Here is an 18,193-nt window from a genome sequence, read left to right as displayed (position 1 = left end):
TACGCAAAGGTAATGTAGTATATTCGCATGCCACCCATGACGGGCTGGATTATGGGCGGTATTAACGGCTCATCAACACCGGCAGTTCGGCATTTTCCAGCACGTGGCGCGTCACGCCGCCCAGGATCAGCTGGCGCAGCCGGGAATGGGAATAGGCGCCCATGGCCAGCATGTCGGCGTTGAACTCGCGGCAGGCGGACAGCAGGGAGGCACCCACGGTTTCCCCGGTATTGCCGAATTCCAGCAGGTCGGCATGAATGCCGTGGATGGCCAGGTAGTCGGCGGCGTGGCGGGCCTCGGGGCCCCGGCGCTGGTAGTCGCCGGAATACAGGATGCGCACGGCCTCGGCCTCGGCCGCCCAGGGCAGGATATGGTGCAGCGCCGCCGTGGCCTCGGCCGTGCCGTTCCAGGCGATGCAGATCCGCCGTCCGGCGGTGGCGGGCGCCCGGCGCGGGGCGATGACCACGGGCCGGCCGCTGTCAAACAGGATGGCGTGCAGGGTTTCGGACGACGACACTTCATCGCCGGAATCGGGGTGCGGGACCACCGTGACGTCGCACAGCCGGGCGCGGAAGGTAATGACCTCGTGCTCGCGGCCCGTCATGGTGACGAAGCTGGCGGTGGCGCTGCCTACCGGGTTGGTGTGGAAGGGCGGAATGGGGCCGGTGACGGTGACCTCGTTCCCGGCGGTGAAATGGTCGAACAGTTCGCGGACGGCCAGCGACCGGCGCGCGCCCTCGCGCTCGGCCGCCGACATCATTTCCTCGACCATCGCGCCGGACAGGCCCTCGCCCGCCAGGGGGGCCACGTCGCGGCTGTCGGCGCGGACATGCAGCGCCGCGACATGGCCGCCGAACTGACGGGCGAACAGCAGGCCGGTGGCCAGCGCGGCCTCGGCATTGGACGTTCCACTCAGCGGCAGGAGGACTTTCTGTATGTTTTTCAAATTCTTTTCTCCAGACTCCGAAGAACGTCGCCGTTCGATGGTGCAATTCGCGAGGATCGGGCCGTCTCTCCCGCCCAACCAGGGCCCAACTAGGGATAGAGACGCGTCGTCTCCCATCCCGTTTCGGCGCGGCGCCAGACGGCCCGATCATGCAACCGATGCGGGCGGTTCTGCCAGAACTCGATTCGGTCCGGAACCAGCCGGAAACCCGACCAGTTCGCCGGGCGCGGAATGGCGCCGTCCCCGTCGGGGTAGCGCTCTTCCAGGTCCGCCAGGCGATGTTCGAAGATCGCGCGGTCGGGCAGGGGGCGCGACTGGTCGGATGCGATGGCGCCCAGTCGGGACATGCGCGAACGGCTGGCGAAATAGGCATCGGCCTCGGCGTCGCTGACGCGTTCGACCGATCCCTCGATGCGGATCTGGCGCGCCACGCTCTTCCAGTGGAACAGCAACGCGGCGTGCGGGTTTTCCGTCAGTTCCCCGGCCTTGCGGCTTTCGAGGTTGGTATAGAAGACGAAGCCCCGCCGGTCCGCGCCCTTCAGCAGGATCATCCGCACCGAGGGGCGGCCGTCCGGCGTGGCGGTGGCCAGGGCCATCGCGTTGGGATCGACCGGTTCCGCGGCCTCGGCGTCGCGCATCCATGCCGCGAACAGGGCGAAGGGGTCCGCGCCCAGATCGATCAGCGGCCCCAGATGGGCCTGCGGGCCGAGGTCGCTTTGCCCAGGGTCGCCGTGCGGGGTCGTCATGCCATCCGTTCCATTCCTGCCTGGCCCGCTTGCCACGATGCCCGCGAAACAGGGTACCTAGTCATGCTCGGATCTTGTCCCACGCGCCTGCTTGTGCAACCACGGCGCCAATCCGATCATGCCATATTCCATTCTGAGGATCCTATCATGTCAGACGGCACGCCCAAAGCCCCGCTCACCGGCACCCTCATGAAGGGCAAGCGCGGGCTTGTGATGGGTGTCGCCAATGACCATTCGATCGCCTGGGGGATCGCCAGCGCGGTTGCGGCACAGGGCGGGGAACTGGCCTTCACCTATCAGGGCGAGGCGCTGGGCAAGCGGGTCCGCCCGCTGGCCGAACGCGTGGGATCGTCGCTGGTGCTGCCCTGCGACGTGGGCGACGACACCGCGATCGATGCGACCTTCGCCCGGATCGAGGAAGAGTGGGGGGGGCTGGACTTCCTGGTCCACGCCATCGGCTGGGCGGACAAGCAGTATCTGCGCGGGCGCTATGTCGATACCCCGCGCGATGCCTTCCTGACGGCGCTGGACATCTCCTGCTATTCCTTCACCGCCGTGGCGCAGCGGGCGGCGCGGCTGATGAAGGCGGGCGGATCGATGCTGACCCTGTCCTATCTGGGGGCGGAACGGGTCATGCCGCACTACAACGTCATGGGCGTGGCCAAGGCGGCGCTGGAGGCCTCGGTGCGCTACATGGCCGCCGACCTGGGCCGCGACGGGATTCGCGTGAACGGCATTTCGGCCGGACCGATGAAGACGCTGGCCGCCAACGGGATCGGCGATTTCCGCTACATCCTGAGGTGGAACCAGTACAACTCGCCGCTGGAACGTAACGTGGCGCTGGACGAGGTCGGGGGCGCGGGGCTGTATATGCTGTCCGACCTGTCGGGCGGCGTGACCGGCGAAATCCACCACGTCGATTCCGGCTACCATATCGTGGGCATGAAGAACCCCACGGCGCCCGACATCAGCGTTTCGGGCGACTGAGAAGGCACCCGGGGCGCCGGGGAAAAGCGGGGAGCGTCGGGTCATGTCGCACAATAGTTTCGGCCATCTGTTTCGCGTCACGACCTGGGGCGAGAGCCACGGCCCCGCGATCGGCTGCGTCGTCGACGGCTGTCCGCCGCGCTTGCCCCTGTCCGAGGCCGACATCCAGCCCTGGCTGGACCGCCGCCGCCCCGGCCAGTCGAAATTCACCACCCAGCGCCAGGAACCCGACGCGGTGGAAATCCTGTCGGGGGTGTTCGAGGGGCAGACCACCGGCACCCCGATTTCCCTGCTGATCCGCAATACCGACCAGCGCTCGCGCGATTACGGCGACATTGCCGAACGCTACCGGCCGGGCCATGCCGACGTGGCCTATGACCTGAAATACGGCATTCGCGACTATCGCGGGGGCGGCCGGTCCTCGGCGCGGGAAACCGCGATGCGGGTGGCGGCGGGCGCCGTCGCGCGCCGTGTCCTGGGCGAGGGCGTACGGATTCGCGGCGCGCTGACGCAGATCGGGGCCCATCGGGTCGATCGTGCGCGCTGGGACTGGGACGCGGTGGACACCAACCCGTTCTTCTGTCCCGATCCGGCGATGGTGCCGGTGTGGGAAGAATATCTGGGCGCCGTGCGCAAGGCCGGGTCGTCGATCGGCGCGGTGATCGAAATCGTGGCCGAGGGCGTGCCGGCCGGGTGGGGGGCGCCGGTCTACGGCAAGCTCGATTCCGACCTGGCCATGGCGCTGATGAGCATCAATGCCGTCAAGGGCATCGAGATCGGCGACGGGTTCGCCGCCGCCGAACTGACGGGCGAGGAGAATGCCGACCCGATGCGCATGGTGGACGGTCGCCTGACCTTCGGCGCGAACCACGCGGGCGGCGTGCTGGGTGGCATTTCCACCGGCCAGCCGCTGGTGGCGCGGTTCGCGGTCAAGCCGACCAGTTCGATCCTGGCCCCGGTCGACTCGGTGACGCGTGGCGGGGAGAATGTCGAGGTCTCGACCCGGGGCCGGCACGATCCCTGCGTGGGCATCCGCGCGGTACCGGTGGGCGAGGCGATGATGGCGTGCGTGCTCGCCGACCATTTCCTCCGCCATCGCGCGCAGGTCGGTCCGTAAACGCGCGCCGGAGGCGACGCGCGGAAGGCCGGATTCAGGATTTCAGCGTCGCTTCCAGCGTGATTTCGGCCTTCAGCAGCTTGGAAATCGGGCAGCCGGCCTTGGCCTTGGCGGCCAGTTCCTGGAACTGGGCGTCGGTCGTGCCGGGGATCGTCGCCGTCAGCGTCAGGTGCGCCGCCGTGACCGCGAAGCCGTCGGGCTGCTTGTCCAGGGAAACGACCGATTTGGCGTCCAGCGCGCTGGCGGTCAGCCCGGCCTCGCCCAGGATGTTGGACAGCGCCATGGCGAAGCAGGCGGCATGGGCGGCGCCGACCAGTTCCTCGGGGTTCGTGCCCTTGACGTCCCCGAAGCGGGTGTTGAAGCCGTACGGGTGGGCCGACAGCGCGCCGCTTTCGGTCGAAACGGTGCCCTTGCCGTCCTTCAGTCCGCCCTGCCACTGGGCGGTGCCGTATTTCTTGATGGTCATGGTCTGGAATCCTTTATGGTTGCCGCTTGCGCGTCAGACCATAACGCCCCGCCGTGCGGGGTGATGCGGGCGGGCCGCACACGATCCGGTGAAGCGCCGCGGCCGGGATGCCGATCCAACTGTTGCGTGCGGCGGGCGCTGGTGCCATAGGACGAGCCAATCGTGACAGGGACATTGCCTGCGCCGCCGGCCTGTCCGTGCCCTGCAATCGTTCGCGACGGAATGCCGGCCCACGCAATGGATCAGACCCTTCCCACCCCGCTGGAACACGACCATCTGCTGTTTCCCGAAGGTTTGGCGCTGGAATGCGGATTCCGCCTGGCGCCGGTGCGGGTCGCCTACCGGACCTACGGCACCCTGTCGGCGGCGCGCGATAACGCGATCGTCGTCTGCCATGCCCTGACGGGCGACCAGTACCTGGCCGATACCCAGCCCCTGACCGGCAAGCCCGGCTGGTGGAGCCGCATGGTGGGGCCCGGGTTGCCGATCGACACCGACCGGTTCTTCGTCATCTGCATGAACGTGCTGGGCGGGTGCATGGGCTCGACCGGGCCGCGGTCCTCGCGCACCGGAATGGAAGGCGAGGGGGCGGAGCCGTGGGGCACCGATTTTCCGCCGATTACCATCCGCGACATGGTCCGCGCGCAGAAGCTGGTCGTCGACCATCTGGGCATCCGGCGGCTGTTCGCCGTCGTCGGCGGGTCGATGGGCGGGATGCAGGTGCTGGAATGGGCCGCGACCTTCCCCGACATGGTGTTCGCGGCGATGCCGATCGCGACCTCGCCGTTCCATTCGGCCCAGAACATCGCGTTCAACGAGGTCAGCCGCCAGGCCATCTTCGCCGATCCCGACTGGCATGGTGGCCGCTACTGGGAACGCGAGGCCGTCCCGGCGCGGGGGCTGGCGGTCGCGCGGATGATGGCGCACATCACCTATCTGTCCGAAGAGGCGCTGACGCGGAAATTCGGCCGGCGGGTGCGGCGCGACCCGTACGGTCCGGCCAACCCGCTGTCCCTGTTCGGCGAGATGTTCGAGGTCGAGAGCTATCTGCGGCACCAGGGCTCGTCCTTCGTGCGGCGCTTCGACGCCAATTCCTACCTGACCATCACGCGGGCCATGGATTATTTCGACCTGGGAGCCGATCATGACGGCGACCTGTCGCGGCCGTTCCAGGGAACGCGCACGCGTTTCTGCATCGTCTCGTTCTCGTCCGACTGGCTGTTCCCGACCTCGCAGGCGCGGCTGCTGGCGCGCGCGCTGAACCGCGCCGCCGCCAACGTGTCGTTCGTCGAGATCGAGAGCGACAAGGGCCATGACGCCTTCCTGCTGGACGAGCCGGATTTCGATCGCACGGTGCGCGGCTTCCTGTCCGGCGCCGCCGAACATGCGCGGATCGGCTGAACCATGCGTCTCGACCAGCGGCTGATCGCCGACATGATCCAGCCCGGCACCCGGGTTCTCGATATCGGCAGCGGTGACGGCGCGCTGCTGGATTACCTGTTCCGCACCCGCCGCTGCGACGCGCAGGGCATCGAGATCGACATGCAGGAGGTCACGCGGTCGGTCGCGCACGGCCTGCCGGTGATGCACGGCGACGCCGACCACGACCTGGCGCACTATCCCGACCATGCCTTCGACTACGTCGTCCTGCAGCGCACGCTGCAGGCCGTCGAACGCCCGCGCGAGGTGCTGCGCCAGATGCTGCGCATCGGACGGCACGCCATCGTGTCCTTTCCCAATTTCGGTCACTGGCAGTTGCGGCTGAAATTGCTGACCACCGGGCGGATGCCGATGACCACGGTCTGGAGCACGCCGTGGTACAAGACGCCCAACATCCATCCCTGCACCATCCTCGATTTCCTGATGCTGTGCCGTGAGGAAGGATACGTGGTCGAGGAATGGATGGCGGTGGACGAGGACGGCGAGCGCGCCCCCTGGCGCCGGTCGATCCGCCTGGCCAACATCTTCGGCGAACAGGCGCTGTTCCTGCTGCGGCGCCAGGGAGGCTGACGCGGTGGAGCGTGCCGGCGGGGCGGTGCCCCGCGTCGTCCTGGCCGGGATCGACGGCGGGGGCACGCGGACGCGCCTGCGCCTGACCACGCCCCACGGGGTCGTCCTGGGGGAAGGGGACGGCGGCCCGGCCAATATCGCGACCGATGCCGAACAGGGCTGGCGGTCGGTGCGCGACGCGCTGGACCAGGCGATGGTCCGGGCCGGACTGCCGCCGTCATCCTGCCATCTGGTGGCGGGGGCGGGCCTTGCGGGGGCCGAGGTCGCGGGGGCGGTCGCGCGCTTCCTGGCCCTGCCGGCGCTGTTCGCACGGATCGACATCGTGACCGATGCCTATACCTCGTGCCTGGGGGCCCATGGCGGCGATGACGGCGCCATCATTGCCGCCGGCACCGGGACGGTGGGATTCGCCGTCGCCGGCGGGCGGACGCGCCGGGTCGGCGGCTGGGGGTTCCCGCAGGGCGACGAGGGTGGCGGCGCCTGGATCGGGCTGGAGGCGGTGCGCCTGATGCTGCGCGCCGGGGACGGACGCGCGCCGCGCACGGCCCTGACCGACGCCATTCATGCGCGGCTGGTGCAGGAGGGCACGGCCGAACGGGGCACGGACCCGATGGTCTGGGCGGTCGGTGCCCGTCCCGCCGACTTCGCCCGCCTGACGCCGCTGGTCGTGGCCATGGCGGCCGAAGGCGACGCGCAGGCGCGCACCCTGCTGGCCCGGGCCGGGGCGGAACTGGGCGACCTGCTGGCCGCGCTGCGGGATGCCGAGGGCTTCCGGACCCTGTCGTGCTGCCTGCTGGGCGGGCTGGCGCCGGTCCTGCTGCCTTATCTGCCGCCGCCCGGCCGGGCCTGCCTGGCGGCGGCGCGGGGGGATGCCGTCGCGGGTGCGCTGGCGCTGGCCCGTCGCCTGCATGGGGAAAAGGCTTGCGGATGAGGCGACAAGCGGGTAGAAGGCCGCCGGTGGACGGACCCCGCCTGTCCCGCATGCTGACTTGTACGCACGTGCCTTTTGATGCGGGGGGCACGGATTGGACGGACAAGACATCCCTTCTGACCCGCTTTCCACGGTGAATGACAGCGCGACCTGCGATGCGGGATTGCGAGCCGTGATTCGTATTTTCTTTCAAGTCTGTTCCGGATGCTCATCCTGTCGTGGGGAATCCGGCCATTTTCAGGTGCCCGGAGGCGCTTCATGACCACATTTGCCGACCTTCAGCTTGCCGAACCGTTGCTGCGTGCGCTGAATGAGGAAGGGTACACCACCCCCACCCCCATTCAGGCCGGTGCCATCCCGCACCTGCTGGCCGGTCGTGACCTGCTGGGCCTGGCGCAGACCGGAACCGGCAAGACGGCGGCCTTCGCCCTGCCGATCCTGCAGCGGCTGCTGACCCATCATCGCCGCGCCAACCCCAAGGGCGCGCGCGTCCTGGTCCTGGCGCCGACGCGCGAACTGGCGTCGCAGATCGACGAGAGCTTCAAATCCTACGCCCGCCATATGCGCCTGAGCCATACGGTGATCTTCGGCGGCGTCGGCCAGGGGCGGCAGGTCGAGGCCATGCGCCGCGGCGTCGACGTGCTGGTCGCGGCCCCGGGCCGCCTGCTGGACCTGATGGGCCAGGGGCATATCGACCTGTCGGGCCTGGAAGTGCTGGTGCTGGACGAGGCCGACCGGATGCTGGACATGGGTTTCGTCCGCGACATCCGCCGCATCGTCGCGGAACTGCCGCGCGACCGGCAGACGCTGCTGTTCTCCGCCACCATGCCCAAGAGCATCGCCGACCTGGCCCACGGCCTGCTGCGCGATCCGGCGACCGTCCAGGTCACGCCGCCGTCCAGCACGGTCGATCGTATCCGCCAGGCGGTGATGTTCGTCGATACCGACAACAAGCGCGCGGCGCTGCAACTGCTGGTGGACTCGCCCAAGGTCGAGCGCGCCGTGGTGTTCACCCTGATGAAGCATGAGGCGAACAAGGTCGCTGCATTCCTGAACGACCACGGCATCATCGCCGAGGCGATTCACGGCAACAAGTCGCAGGGCGCGCGCGAACGCGCGATGGCGGGCTTCCGCTCCGGCGCGGTCAAGGTGCTGGTGGCGACCGACATCGCGGCGCGCGGCATCGACGTCGACGACGTGACGCATGTCTTCAACTACGACCTGCCGAACGTCCCGGAAAGCTATGTGCACCGCATCGGCCGCACGGCGCGCGCCGGGCGCGACGGCTGGGCGGTGTCGCTGTGCGATGCCGAGCAGCGGGCGTGGCTGCGCGACATCGAAAAGGCGATCGGCAAGAAGATTCCGGTGGTGCAGGAACATCCCTACCACTCCGAAGCCGCCGAGAATTCCACCCTGCGCCCGCCGGTGCTGGGCGGCGGTGGCGGCCGTGGCCGGGGCGGCGGCGGTGGCGGACGCCACCAGCAGCGCCAGGGTGGCGGTCATCGCGGCGGGGCACGCCGCGTCGCCTGACGGACCGGCGTGACCGGGCCCTCGGGCCCGGTCACGCCCCCTTCAGTCCGGCGCGTGGGCGCGCGCCAGGATGTCTTCCAGCGGGCCGTCCGCGACGATGCGGCCCTCCTGGAGCCATACCGCCCGGTCGCAATATTCCCGCAGCGTCTCGGAAATGGTGCGAGGCGATGACCAGATCCGCGCCTGTTCCATCAGCTTCTGCAGCCGGGCCTTCGCCTTGGCGGCGAAGCGGACGTCGCCGACCGATATCATTTCATCCATCAGCAGGATGTCGGGCTGGATCGCCGTCGACACCCCGAACCCCAGCCGCATGGCCATGCCGCTGGAATAGGTCCGCATCGGCAGGTCCAGATAGGGACCCAATTCCGAAAATTCAGCGATTTCAGGGACCAGCGCCTTGGCCTGGGTGAAGGTCATGCCCAGGAAGACCGCGCGCAGGATGATGTTGTCGCGCCCGGTCTGCTCGACGTCCATGCCCATCGACAGGTCCAGCAGCGACGACACCTTCCCCGTGATGACGGCCCGCCCGGCCGAGGGCTCGTACACGCCGCTGAGCAGGCGCAGCATGGTCGATTTGCCCGCGCCGTTATGCCCGACAAGGGCCAGGCGCGTTCCGGCCTGCAGATGCAGGTTGATGTCGCGCAGGGCGTGGACCACGACCCGGTCATCCTTGGGGGACCCGCCGAGATGGCCGCCCACCCGCTTCATCAGGTCGTTGCGCAGGGAGCGGCTGCGTGCGTTGTAGATCGAAAATTCGACACACGCGTGGTCCAGTATGATTTCAGCCATCGATCACCGTTACAGCCAGTAGACGATCCGCGCCCGGAAGCGGGCGAAAATGCAAAGACCCCCGACCATCAGAAGAAGGAAGGCCAGGGTGGCGACCATGTACTCCTGCAGGCTCGGCACGGTTCCCAGCAGGGGCTCGGTCGCCATGTGCATGATCGCCGTGAACGGATTGTAGGCCATCATGGCCCGCACCTGCGGCGCGAGCGAGCTTTCCGGCCACATCACCGGGGTCACGAACATCAGCAACTGCATCAGGCTCTGGACGATCTGGGGCAGATCGCGGAAGCGCGTGCAGATCACGCCGATGGAAAGACAGGTGAAAAATCCGCACCCCATGATGAACATCACACCGGGGATCGCCAGCAGGACAGTCCAGGAAACAGGATGCATCATGACAATAAAAACGACGGGAATGATCAGGAAATTATGCAGGAAGAATATGCAATTCCTGACCAATACCCGTAACGCGAAAACGGAGCGGGGGATCTTCGTCTGCCGGATATAATCCTGCGCCTGCACGAAGGCGGTCGAACTGTCCATCACCCCGCCCGAAATCAGGTTCCAGACGACGTAATTGCAGGCCACGTAAGGCAGGAAGTCGTGGATCGACTGATGGAACAGGAAGCTGTAGACGACGCCGATCGCAACAATAAAGACCACCATGCTCATGGTGATCCAGAACTGCCCCAGCTTGGAGCGCGAATAACGCTGCTTGATGTCGCCGATGCCGAGAAGCCAGGATATCTGCCATTGGGAAAGGCTGTGAACAATATCTGTCAGCGCAGGACGTAAATAGACATTATTGGGCATAGACTGTCCTGGGGCGGATTGAAAACCGGATGTTCTCAGGAAGCGGCTGGAGCCATTTCATGGCGGAGAGGGTGGGATTCGAACCCACGGTACGCTTGCACGCACGGCGGTTTTCAAGACCGCTGCCTTAAACCGCTCGGCCACCTCTCCTTCGGATCGGGATTATCGTGGTTTCCCGCGGGTGTCCAGAGGTGGCGGGGGGCGGGGGCGCACGTGAAAAGGGCCCGGCCCCTGTGGGGGACCGGGCCCTGTTTCCGGCCGGGGGTGGCGGTCAGTGCAGCGCCGGGCGGCCTTCGTAGATGTCCTGGCCATGCGCGCGCTGGGCCTTGGCCTTGGCGGCGGCCTTGCGGGCGTAGTCGCGGGCGTGTTCCGGGATCGACAGGTACAGGGTCAGCAGGCCGGCGAAGGCGTACAGGCCCGAGAAGATCCAGATGATGCCTTCCAGCCCGTGCCAGGATTCGAACCAGGTCACGATGGCCGGACCGACCCAGGTGCTGGCGCCGGCACCAAGTCCCAGCGCCGACAGGGCCGCCGCCTTTTCCGGCGGGCAGATCTGCGGCACCAGGCCCCGACAGCGGCACGAAAGGCCGCAAGGTTCGCCGCCGTAGAAGATGCCGGCCAAGGGCGGCCCAGCAAAGAAAGTCGCCGTGATGGGCCAAAGGGGCAACCGGTAGTAGAACACCGGCACCGAAACCGCGGCCCCCAAAGGAAGCCCGCGATGGAAACCACGGTGGGGTGGCCCCAGCCGGTCCGCCAGCATGCCGGACGCCAGGTTGAACAGGATGTTGCTGAGGAACACGATGGACAGCAATTGCAGCCATTGCGACAGCGTGAAGCCCACGACCTTGGTGAAGAAGCTGGGCATGATCACCAGGAAGGCATATTCCGACGCCGTGTCGATGGTGCGCACGACCATGGCCACGAACGTCTTGGGCTCGCGCCACAGGATGCTGATCGACCCGAAGAAGATGCCGCGCACCGAAACGTCGCGCGGCGCCAGGCGCGCCGAACCCCGCTTTTCATGCGTCAGCAGCAGCGCCACCAGTCCGCCGGCGACGACCAGCCCCAGCGAGGACCAGAAGGTGGCCATTTCGCCGATCACCGGGATGGTGAAGCTGGCGAACAGCGAACCCAGGGTCGGAAGGCCGCCCGAAAATGCGAACCAGAACCAGCCCGCCGCCGATCCCAGTTGCCGGGGCGGGGTGGCGGCGGCGATCCAGACCAGGAAGCCGTAGGCGAACAGCGGATAGCCCAGGCCGCGCAGCGTATAGGCGATCAGCATCATCCGGTAGGAATTGACCTGCACGCCCAGCAGCAGGAACACCACCTCGAAGACGCTCCAGATCGCCAGGCCGATCCACATGACCCGCTTGGGGCCCCACAGGTCGGACAGCGGGCCGGACAGCCACGAGGAGAGCGAGACCGCGACGCCATAGACGGTAAAGAGGAACGCGACGTCGCGCGACGACATGCCGTGGTTTTCAAGATAGGGGGCCAGATAGCCGGCCTCGACCCCATCGCCGACCATGAACAGCAGCAATCCCACGAACCCCCACAGGAGCGGTCGCGGAATGCCGAGCTTCTCGGCAAAGGAGGGGCGGGCGGACAGAACGTCTGTCTGCGTCAAGGGGAGATACTCCTCTTTAACAGGCAGCCAACATAACGGTGAGGGGCTTCGCCTCATTACGAAGCATCGATGCAAGCTGCGTTCGATGATGCGGTCTGGCGAGACGTGACATCTCGAAATCATCATGTAGGGATGCGCGCCGATGGCGCTGAAGCGGGTCCCGTGCCCTGACGACCCCGTCAGAACAGGTATAGGCACAGGAACGGCCATCCATGTATCGAACACGAATGGAAATCCGGAATCAGGGACCCCGATCCGGAAGAGAACGCGTCGAGCCACGCGGAATATCGCGTGAATAGACGGAGGTATGGAGCGAAACTCCTTTCATTCCTGTGCGGTTGTTGATCACAATATATGAAAATATCGTGATTGGGTAGAAAAAATGCCACGATTTCCGACGAAACTCAGAACGGCTGCGTGCAATTTTATTTGATGTGCACAAATAAATATCAATTAAAAATCGGAAGCGCTTTCTTGTATTGATATATTATTTACTGTAAAAATATATTTTCTATCTTAATCGTGAATTTTGTCGCCATTTCTTTCTTTATTTCGCGAAGTATTCACGAAATAAAGAAAGGCGCCCCGGCGCCCCGGCGCCCCGGTGACGCGTGCGCGTGGGTCCGCCGGCATGGCCGTGGCGGAACAAGGCGGGGTGACATTGGGGGGAAACCACCGGGGCAGGGGCATTTGCCGCCCGTCGAAGTCTGCCGTTGCCGCTGGTCGCCGGCTCTGGCGCGCCCTGCTGGATTCGAACCAGCGACCCACAGCTTAGAAGGCTGTTGCTCTATCCAACTGAGCTAAGGGCGCGCGAGACGGAAGGCAGGTGCCAAAGGGGCCGGTGCCAGGGGGGTCTTGTGCCAGAGCGGACTCAGTGCGTCCAGTTCTGGACCCGGTCGTACCGAAAATTGTCGGCATAGAGTTTGGGCTTGCGGACGCGTGCAACCGGCAGTTCCAGGTCGTAGGGCACGGCGTGGCGTTCGGCGTAGGCGACCGCGGTTTCGCGATTCGGAAAACGCAGGCGGACCTGCGAGCGCGTGTCGCGGCTGCCGGTCCAGCCCATCAGCGGGTCCTGCTGGCGCGGCTGCGTCTGGCCGTATTCCAGGACCCATTCGTGGGTGTTCGCCTGACCGGACTGGGTCGCGGTTTTCGGTTCCTTGTAGATTCGGGCCCGCATGGAATGAAGCTCCCCTTTCTTCCGGCTGGTCGGGGCGCCCGGACTCGAACCGGGGGCCTCGTGTACCCAAAACACGCGCGCTACCAGGCTGCGCCACGCCCCGAACCTGCGGGGAAGCTATGAGTCCTTGCGCGCGCTGGCAAGCACCGGGCGGAATTTTTCCGTCACGGAGCCGAGAGCCCCGCGCAGGCGGCCGTCATGGCGGGCCAGAGCGCCCGCGGCCTCGTCCGGCGTCAGGCCCAGCGCCACCAGGATCGCGGGCTTGACCCGTCCATCGGTGCGGGCCAGCGCGTCGGCGGCCTCCGGTGCCGTGCAGCCGGTCACGTCCTGTACCATGCGCACCGCGCGGTGGCGCAGTTTCTCGTTGCGCGCGCGCATGTCCACCATCCGGCCGGCATGCACGCGGCCCAGCCCGATCATCATCGCGGTGGACAGCAGGTTCAGCACGATCTTCTGCGCCGTGCCGGCCTTCATGCGCGTCGAACCCGCGATGGCCTCGGCCCCGGTCTCGACCAGGACCGGGCAGGTGCTGCGTGCCAGCAGCGGGGCCTCCGCGCTGTTGGCGATGCCGATCGCAAGCGCGCCGGCCGCCCGCGCCGCATCGACGCAGGCCAGCGTGTAGGGGGTGCGCCCGCTGGCCGCCAGCGCGATCAGCACGTCATCCGGGCCCAGCCGTGCCGCGTCGACGTCCCGTCGCGCGGCGTCGGTATCGTCCTCGGCGTTTTCCACGGCTTCGGTCAGGGCGCGGGGGCCGCCGGCAACCAGCAGGATCGTGCGCGCGGCGGGCCAGTCGAAGGTCGGTTCCAGTTCCGCGCCGTCCTGCGCCGCCAGCCGGCCCGAACTGCCGGCGCCGGCATAGGCCAGCCGCCCGCCCGCGCGCAGGCGGGGCAGGGCGGCCTCGACCGCCGCCGCGATGGCGGCCAGTGCCGGACGGATGGCCGCCACCGCGTTCATCTGTCCCTCCCACAACGTCGCGACCTGGACCGGGACCGGCCACGTATCCAGGGCCTCGGTCGCCGGGTTGAAGGCTTCGGTCCCGGGAACGAACGGCGGCGGGGCGGGGGGCATCGGGCGGATCAGCCCGGCGTGCCGGACTTGCGGGCCAGGGGCGGGATGAACAGGGGCGCGGTGTCCCAGGGGAACAGCACCCAGGTGTCCTGCGGGACCTCGACCACGAACAGGTCGGTCAGCGGCCGGCCCGACGGCTTGGCGTACAGGCAGGCTAACAGCGCCTTGGGCAGGAGCTGGCGCACGATCTGTGCCGTCACGCCGGAATCGACCAGGTCGTCGATGATCAGGAAGCCCTCGCCGTCACCCGCGGCCGCCGGGGCCTTCAGGACGGTGGGCTTGCCCTGTTCTTCCTCGTCGTACGTCACGACCGAGATCGTTTCGATCAGGCGGCAGTCGATTTCGCGGGCGATGATGGCGGCCGGGATCAGGCCCCCGCGCGTGACCGCCACGATGCCCTTGAACGGCCCGCGCGGGATCAGGGTTTCGGCCAGCAGGCGGGCGTCGCGGTGAAGCTGGTCCCAGGTGACGGTTGCGTAGTTGGCGGTGAACCTGGTCCCAGGTGACGGTTGCATAGTTGGTGGCCATCAGAACAGCTTTCCTCCGTCAGGCACGGTCAGGTCGGGTTTGATCAGGACGACGTCGCCCCTTGCGTCGGGCATGCCCAGGGTCAGGACTTCGCTGCGGAAGGGGCCGATCTGGCGCGGCGGAAAATTGACCACGGCGCAGACCTGGCGCCCGACCAGCGTATCGGGCGTGTAATGGACCGTGATCTGGGCCGACGACTGCTTGATGCCGATCCGGGGGCCGAAATCGATCCAGAGCTGCCAGGCCGGCTTGCGCGCCGCGGGAAAGGGCCTGGCCTCCACGATGGTGCCGACGCGGATATCGAGGCGCGAGAACGTCTCGATATCCGTCATGGGCAGCGGCGTGGATGGGGCGATGTCTGTCATGGGACGGTTTTGCCCGCGCGGCGGCGGTTTTGCAAACCGTGCGTGCGGCCGCGCGCGGGGCGGATTCGCGCTCCGATGGCTGGAAAAGGCACAGTACCCCGCTATGGTCTCGGCACCATGTCCGATCATTCCGACACACGGGCCCCGCTCGACGAGCCGGCCGAAAGTCTTCCACAGGGTCCGGCCCGGCTGCTCGACCATCCCGGCTTCATGGCCTTCCTGTCGGCGCGGACCCTGTCCGCGTTCTCGTCGCAGGTGCAGGCCGTGGCGGTGGGGTGGCAGATCTACATGCTGACGCATAGCGCGCGGGCCCTGGCCTGGGTGGGGCTGGCGCAGTTCCTGCCGATGTTCTGCCTGACGCTGGTGGCGGGGCACGTGGCCGATCATTTCGACCGGCGGCTGGTCGTCACGACCTGCCAAGCGCTGGAGGCCTGCGGCGCCCTGGTCATGGCGGTGGGATCGTTCAATCATTGGCTGACCCCGCCGATGATCTACGGCATGGTCGCGCTGTTCGGCACGGCCCGCACGTTCGAAATGCCCAGCCAGCAGACATTCCTGCCCGCGCTGGTGCCGGCCACGCTGTTTCCGCGTGCCAGCGCCCTGTCGGCGTCCCTGTTCCAGGTCGCGTCGATCATGGGCCCGTCCCTGGGCGGGTTGCTTTACGGGGTCGGGGCCGGATTTTCCTACAGCGTATGCGCCGTGGGCTTCGGCATGGCGACCGTGGCCACCTTCAACATGCGTCTGGAGGCGCCCACGCGGGTCCGGCGCCCCATGACGATCGCGACCGTGCTGGGCGGCCTGCATTTCATCCGCGCGCAGCCCGAGATGCTGGGCGCGATTTCGCTGGACCTGTTCGCGGTGCTGCTGGGCGGCGCGACGGCGATGCTGCCGCTCTATGCCAACGACATCCTGCATGCCGGGCCGCTCGGTCTGGGCGATGCTGCGGTCACTCTCCAGGATCCCTGGGGGCGCTGCGTGCGCCACGGCGTTCGCGCGCTGGCCGCACGCCGGGCGGGGCATGCGATGTTCGCCGCCGTGGCGGTCTTCGGCCTGGCGACCATCGTGTTCGGCCTGTCGCGGTCGCTGCCGGTGTCGATCCTGGCGCTGGCGGTCCTGGGGGGTGCGGACGTGATCAGCGTGGTGGTGCGCGGCGCGCTGGTGCAGTTGCGCACGCCCGACGAAATGCGCGGCCGGGTATCGGCGGTGAACATGCTGTTCATCGGGTCGTCGAACCAGCTTGGCGAGTTCGAAAGCGGCATGCTGGCCAGCCTGATCGGCCCGGTCGAGGCCGTGGTGCTGGGCGGGATCGGGACGATCGTCGTCACGCTGCTGTGGATGCGGATGTTCCCCGCCCTGCGCCGGCTGGACCGGCTGGACGATATTCGACCGGCAAAATGAATCCGCGCGCCGTCCGGGTGCCATGTCCCCGTGACCGGTTTGTATCTTTTTGTATCTTTGTGATGAAACCGGGGATCGAGCCTGCGGGTTCAGCGCGTCGGAACACCCTGCTTGTCCCGAGGTCCAGACATGTCAGTGTCCGGCGATTCCCTCCTCGACTCCGTGGCCGATCCCGCATTGGCGTACACCGAAGCCATTTCCGTGGGGGGGCGGTCCGAGCAGTTACTGCGCCGGGCCTGCCTGGCCATCCCGCTCCTGATGGCGGTGATCAGTGCCGTGATCATGCTCGTCCATCGGCACCTGGTCCACACCGGCGTCCCCTTGCCCCATGACGATGTGTGCTTCGCCAATAATATCAATTTCCTGTGGCACCTCCATGAACTGACCAGGTCCGATTCCTGGGGGCCGATGCTGGTCGTGCGCGACTGGCTGGCGGCCCATCCCGGCGGCGATGCCTATGATCACTTCTTCTTCGCGCTGGGGATCAAGTTCCAGTACCCCCTGTCGTCGCTGCTGGCGATCCGCTGGCTACCGTTCGACGGCGACACGGCGATCCAGGTCCTCGACAGTCTCGACATCGCGGCCTGGATCACGGTGGCGGTCGGGATGGTCCTGCTGAACCGGGAACTCGCCAGGCTGGTCCGGTTGCCGGCCGCCCCGGACGGCGGGTCCAGCCGGTTCTGGCTGGCCGCCGCAACCGTGATCGCCACCTTCTGCTTCTTTCCCCTGATCCGGGCCGTCTATCTCGGCCAGATCCAGATCTTTCTCGACGCCATCTTCGTCTTCGCCTGCTATGCTTTGGTCAGGGGCCGCTCGGCGCCGGCCGGCCTGCTGATCGGCCTTTCCGCCCTGGTGAAGCCGCAGATGGCGCTGTTCCTGATTTGGGGCGCCCTGCGCCGAGACAGGCCGTTCGTCGGGGCGATGGCGGCCTGCCTGGCCGTGGGCTATGCGCTCTCGGCATCGCTGTATGGATGGGCGTGGCCGCTCGCCTATCTGCGGGTCCTGGCGTTTATCGACCGGCGTGGCGAAAGCCTCTACGCCAACCAGTCGGTCAACGGGCTGCTCAACCATATGCTCGGCAATGGGCCGGACCTCGTCTGGGACCGCTGGCGTTTCGCCCCCTACGACCCGCCCGTCCATTACCTGACGCTGCTGTCGATGGTGATGCTGGTCGTGGCCGGCCTGTGGGGGGCGCGGACCGCGACCACCCGACTGTCCGCGGTGGCTTCGCTGATGGTGGCGGCCCTATGCTTTACGGCGTCCTCGCCGGTGGCGTGGGAACATCATTACGGCATCCTGCTGCCGCTGTTCTCGCTGCTGTTCCTGTCGCTGCCGGCCGATCCGCGCCCTGCCTTCGGGCGATGGAGCCTGCTGTGCGTCACCTTTGCGCTGTCCGCCAATACGTTGTCGCCGGTGAACGTGCTGGCGGCGACACCGTTCGCGTTCCTGCAATCCTACATCTTCTTCGCAGCGCTCGGCGCCCTTGCCCTTGTCTTCCTCTGCCGTCGCGACCTGGGCTGGGCCGCGCGCGTCTGATTGCGCCGCCGTCTCCCCCGCGCGTTGCGGGCCGATCGCGCTGTCGGCCTGGACGTCCGCCTATCGATGTATGGGGAAGATCGCAGCCTGACGATTGTCCGCAGGCATCCATGCCCAGCCTGCGCGTCTGCGCGGTCTGATCATTGGTCAGGATTGGCGCGC

General features: G+C 67.2%; 18 protein-coding genes and 3 tRNA genes. 8 read left to right on the top strand and 13 right to left on the bottom strand.

Features of this window, described 5'->3' with window-relative positions:
- Positions 1-61: 61 nt before the first annotated feature.
- On the bottom strand, positions 62-946 hold the full coding sequence (locus GDI_RS15340) for a universal stress protein (protein WP_012227668.1): 885 nt from the start codon (positions 944-946) through the stop codon (positions 62-64).
- 89 nt (positions 947-1,035) lie between these two features.
- Positions 1,036-1,692 carry a pyridoxamine 5'-phosphate oxidase gene (gene pdxH, locus GDI_RS15335; RefSeq protein WP_012554771.1) on the bottom strand — a complete coding sequence of 219 codons (657 nt, stop codon included), beginning with the start codon at positions 1,690-1,692 and terminating at the stop codon, positions 1,036-1,038.
- Between the two features lie 147 nt (positions 1,693-1,839).
- On the opposite strand from pdxH, the gene fabI reads away from it, so the two are divergent.
- Together fabI and aroC are read left to right on the top strand one after the other, a co-directional pair.
- Entirely contained in the window at positions 1,840-2,679 is an 840-nt protein-coding gene (gene fabI, locus GDI_RS15330; protein ID WP_012554772.1) for an enoyl-ACP reductase FabI, read from the top strand.
- Positions 2,680-2,722: 43 nt separating this feature from the next.
- Positions 2,723-3,796 (top strand): chorismate synthase, encoded by a 1,074-nt coding sequence (aroC, locus tag GDI_RS15325; RefSeq protein WP_012227664.1) that lies wholly within the window; start codon positions 2,723-2,725, stop codon positions 3,794-3,796.
- Positions 3,797-3,830: 34 nt separating this feature from the next.
- Here aroC and GDI_RS15320 read toward each other — a convergent pair whose 3' ends face one another.
- Positions 3,831-4,262 carry an OsmC family peroxiredoxin gene (locus GDI_RS15320; RefSeq protein WP_012227662.1) on the bottom strand — a complete coding sequence of 144 codons (432 nt, stop codon included), beginning with the start codon at positions 4,260-4,262 and terminating at the stop codon, positions 3,831-3,833.
- 237 nt (positions 4,263-4,499) lie between these two features.
- Here GDI_RS15320 and metX point away from each other — a divergent pair, with 237 nt between their 5' ends.
- The 4 genes from metX to GDI_RS15300 all read left to right on the top strand — a co-directional run bounded on the left by metX (position 4,500) and on the right by GDI_RS15300 (position 8,733).
- Positions 4,500-5,663, top strand: a complete 1,164-nt coding sequence (gene metX, locus GDI_RS15315) for a homoserine O-acetyltransferase MetX (RefSeq protein ID WP_012554774.1) — start codon at positions 4,500-4,502, stop codon at positions 5,661-5,663.
- Positions 5,664-5,666: 3 nt separating this feature from the next.
- Positions 5,667-6,272 (top strand): methionine biosynthesis protein MetW, encoded by a 606-nt coding sequence (metW, locus tag GDI_RS15310; RefSeq protein ID WP_012227659.1) that lies wholly within the window; start codon positions 5,667-5,669, stop codon positions 6,270-6,272.
- A 4-nt stretch (positions 6,273-6,276) separates the two neighbouring features.
- Entirely contained in the window at positions 6,277-7,203 is a 927-nt protein-coding gene (locus tag GDI_RS15305; RefSeq protein WP_012227657.1) for a BadF/BadG/BcrA/BcrD ATPase family protein, read from the top strand.
- A 258-nt stretch (positions 7,204-7,461) separates the two neighbouring features.
- On the top strand, positions 7,462-8,733 hold the full coding sequence (locus GDI_RS15300; protein ID WP_012227652.1) for a DEAD/DEAH box helicase: 1,272 nt from the start codon (positions 7,462-7,464) through the stop codon (positions 8,731-8,733).
- Between the two features lie 42 nt (positions 8,734-8,775).
- Here the strand turns inward: GDI_RS15300 and GDI_RS15295 are convergent, their stop codons facing one another.
- The 10 genes from GDI_RS15295 to GDI_RS15250 all read right to left on the bottom strand — a co-directional run bounded on the left by GDI_RS15295 (position 8,776) and on the right by GDI_RS15250 (position 15,097).
- On the bottom strand, positions 8,776-9,522 hold the full coding sequence (locus tag GDI_RS15295) for an ABC transporter ATP-binding protein (protein ID WP_012227650.1): 747 nt from the start codon (positions 9,520-9,522) through the stop codon (positions 8,776-8,778).
- A 9-nt stretch (positions 9,523-9,531) separates the two neighbouring features.
- A complete protein-coding gene (locus tag GDI_RS15290; RefSeq protein ID WP_012227649.1) occupies positions 9,532-10,332 on the bottom strand; it encodes an ABC transporter permease in 801 nt (266 codons plus the stop codon).
- A gap of 60 nt (positions 10,333-10,392) precedes the next feature.
- Positions 10,393-10,482, bottom strand: a tRNA-Ser gene (locus GDI_RS15285).
- Between the two features lie 121 nt (positions 10,483-10,603).
- The gene (locus tag GDI_RS15280) at positions 10,604-11,959 is read right to left on the bottom strand and encodes an MFS transporter (RefSeq protein WP_050935067.1); all 1,356 of its coding nucleotides are present in this window, start codon (positions 11,957-11,959) and stop codon (positions 10,604-10,606) included.
- Positions 11,960-12,692: 733 nt separating this feature from the next.
- Positions 12,693-12,769 (bottom strand) — tRNA-Arg (locus tag GDI_RS15275).
- Between the two features lie 61 nt (positions 12,770-12,830).
- On the bottom strand, positions 12,831-13,136 hold the full coding sequence (locus GDI_RS15270; protein WP_012227644.1) for an ETC complex I subunit: 306 nt from the start codon (positions 13,134-13,136) through the stop codon (positions 12,831-12,833).
- 26 nt (positions 13,137-13,162) lie between these two features.
- A tRNA-Pro gene (locus GDI_RS15265) sits at positions 13,163-13,239 on the bottom strand.
- Between the two features lie 14 nt (positions 13,240-13,253).
- Entirely contained in the window at positions 13,254-14,204 is a 951-nt protein-coding gene (locus tag GDI_RS15260) for an N-acetylmuramic acid 6-phosphate etherase (RefSeq protein ID WP_012227642.1), read from the bottom strand.
- Between the two features lie 8 nt (positions 14,205-14,212).
- Positions 14,213-14,719, bottom strand: a complete 507-nt coding sequence (gene gpt, locus GDI_RS15255) for a xanthine phosphoribosyltransferase (protein ID WP_012227640.1) — start codon at positions 14,717-14,719, stop codon at positions 14,213-14,215.
- 12 nt (positions 14,720-14,731) lie between these two features.
- A complete protein-coding gene (locus GDI_RS15250; protein WP_012227639.1) occupies positions 14,732-15,097 on the bottom strand; it encodes a tRNA-binding protein in 366 nt (121 codons plus the stop codon).
- A gap of 117 nt (positions 15,098-15,214) precedes the next feature.
- Here GDI_RS15250 and GDI_RS15245 point away from each other — a divergent pair, with 117 nt between their 5' ends.
- On the top strand, positions 15,215-16,495 hold the full coding sequence (locus GDI_RS15245) for an MFS transporter (RefSeq protein WP_012227638.1): 1,281 nt from the start codon (positions 15,215-15,217) through the stop codon (positions 16,493-16,495).
- Between the two features lie 129 nt (positions 16,496-16,624).
- The gene (locus GDI_RS15240) at positions 16,625-18,031 is read left to right on the top strand and encodes a glycosyltransferase family 87 protein (protein WP_012227637.1); all 1,407 of its coding nucleotides are present in this window, start codon (positions 16,625-16,627) and stop codon (positions 18,029-18,031) included.
- The last annotated feature ends 162 nt before the right edge of the window (positions 18,032-18,193 follow it).

This window comes from Gluconacetobacter diazotrophicus PA1 5 (assembly GCF_000067045.1).
GTDB classification, from domain to species: Bacteria; Pseudomonadota; Alphaproteobacteria; order Acetobacterales; family Acetobacteraceae; genus Gluconacetobacter; species Gluconacetobacter diazotrophicus.
This window is presented reverse-complemented; position numbering and strand designations above follow the sequence as displayed.

Bases quoted from the DNA above. Each gene is read 5' to 3' on its own strand.
- pdxH (WP_012554771.1), bottom strand. From the start codon at position 1,692: ATGACGACCCCGCACGGCGACCCTGGGCAAAGCGACCTCGGCCCGCAG.
- fabI (WP_012554772.1), top strand. From the start codon at position 1,840: ATGTCAGACGGCACGCCCAAAGCCCCGCTCACCGGCACCCTCATGAAG.
- aroC (WP_012227664.1), top strand. From the start codon at position 2,723: ATGTCGCACAATAGTTTCGGCCATCTGTTTCGCGTCACGACCTGGGGC.
- GDI_RS15320 (WP_012227662.1), bottom strand. From the start codon at position 4,262: ATGACCATCAAGAAATACGGCACCGCCCAGTGGCAGGGCGGACTGAAG.
- metX (WP_012554774.1), top strand. From the start codon at position 4,500: ATGGATCAGACCCTTCCCACCCCGCTGGAACACGACCATCTGCTGTTT.
- metW (WP_012227659.1), top strand. From the start codon at position 5,667: ATGCGTCTCGACCAGCGGCTGATCGCCGACATGATCCAGCCCGGCACC.
- GDI_RS15300 (WP_012227652.1), top strand. From the start codon at position 7,462: ATGACCACATTTGCCGACCTTCAGCTTGCCGAACCGTTGCTGCGTGCG.
- GDI_RS15295 (WP_012227650.1), bottom strand. From the start codon at position 9,522: ATGGCTGAAATCATACTGGACCACGCGTGTGTCGAATTTTCGATCTAC.
- GDI_RS15290 (WP_012227649.1), bottom strand. From the start codon at position 10,332: ATGCCCAATAATGTCTATTTACGTCCTGCGCTGACAGATATTGTTCAC.
- GDI_RS15270 (WP_012227644.1), bottom strand. From the start codon at position 13,136: ATGCGGGCCCGAATCTACAAGGAACCGAAAACCGCGACCCAGTCCGGT.
- GDI_RS15260 (WP_012227642.1), bottom strand. From the start codon at position 14,204: ATGCCCCCCGCCCCGCCGCCGTTCGTTCCCGGGACCGAAGCCTTCAAC.
- gpt (WP_012227640.1), bottom strand. From the start codon at position 14,719: ATGCAACCGTCACCTGGGACCAGGTTCACCGCCAACTACGCAACCGTC.
- GDI_RS15250 (WP_012227639.1), bottom strand. From the start codon at position 15,097: ATGACAGACATCGCCCCATCCACGCCGCTGCCCATGACGGATATCGAG.
- GDI_RS15245 (WP_012227638.1), top strand. From the start codon at position 15,215: ATGTCCGATCATTCCGACACACGGGCCCCGCTCGACGAGCCGGCCGAA.
- GDI_RS15240 (WP_012227637.1), top strand. From the start codon at position 16,625: ATGTCAGTGTCCGGCGATTCCCTCCTCGACTCCGTGGCCGATCCCGCA.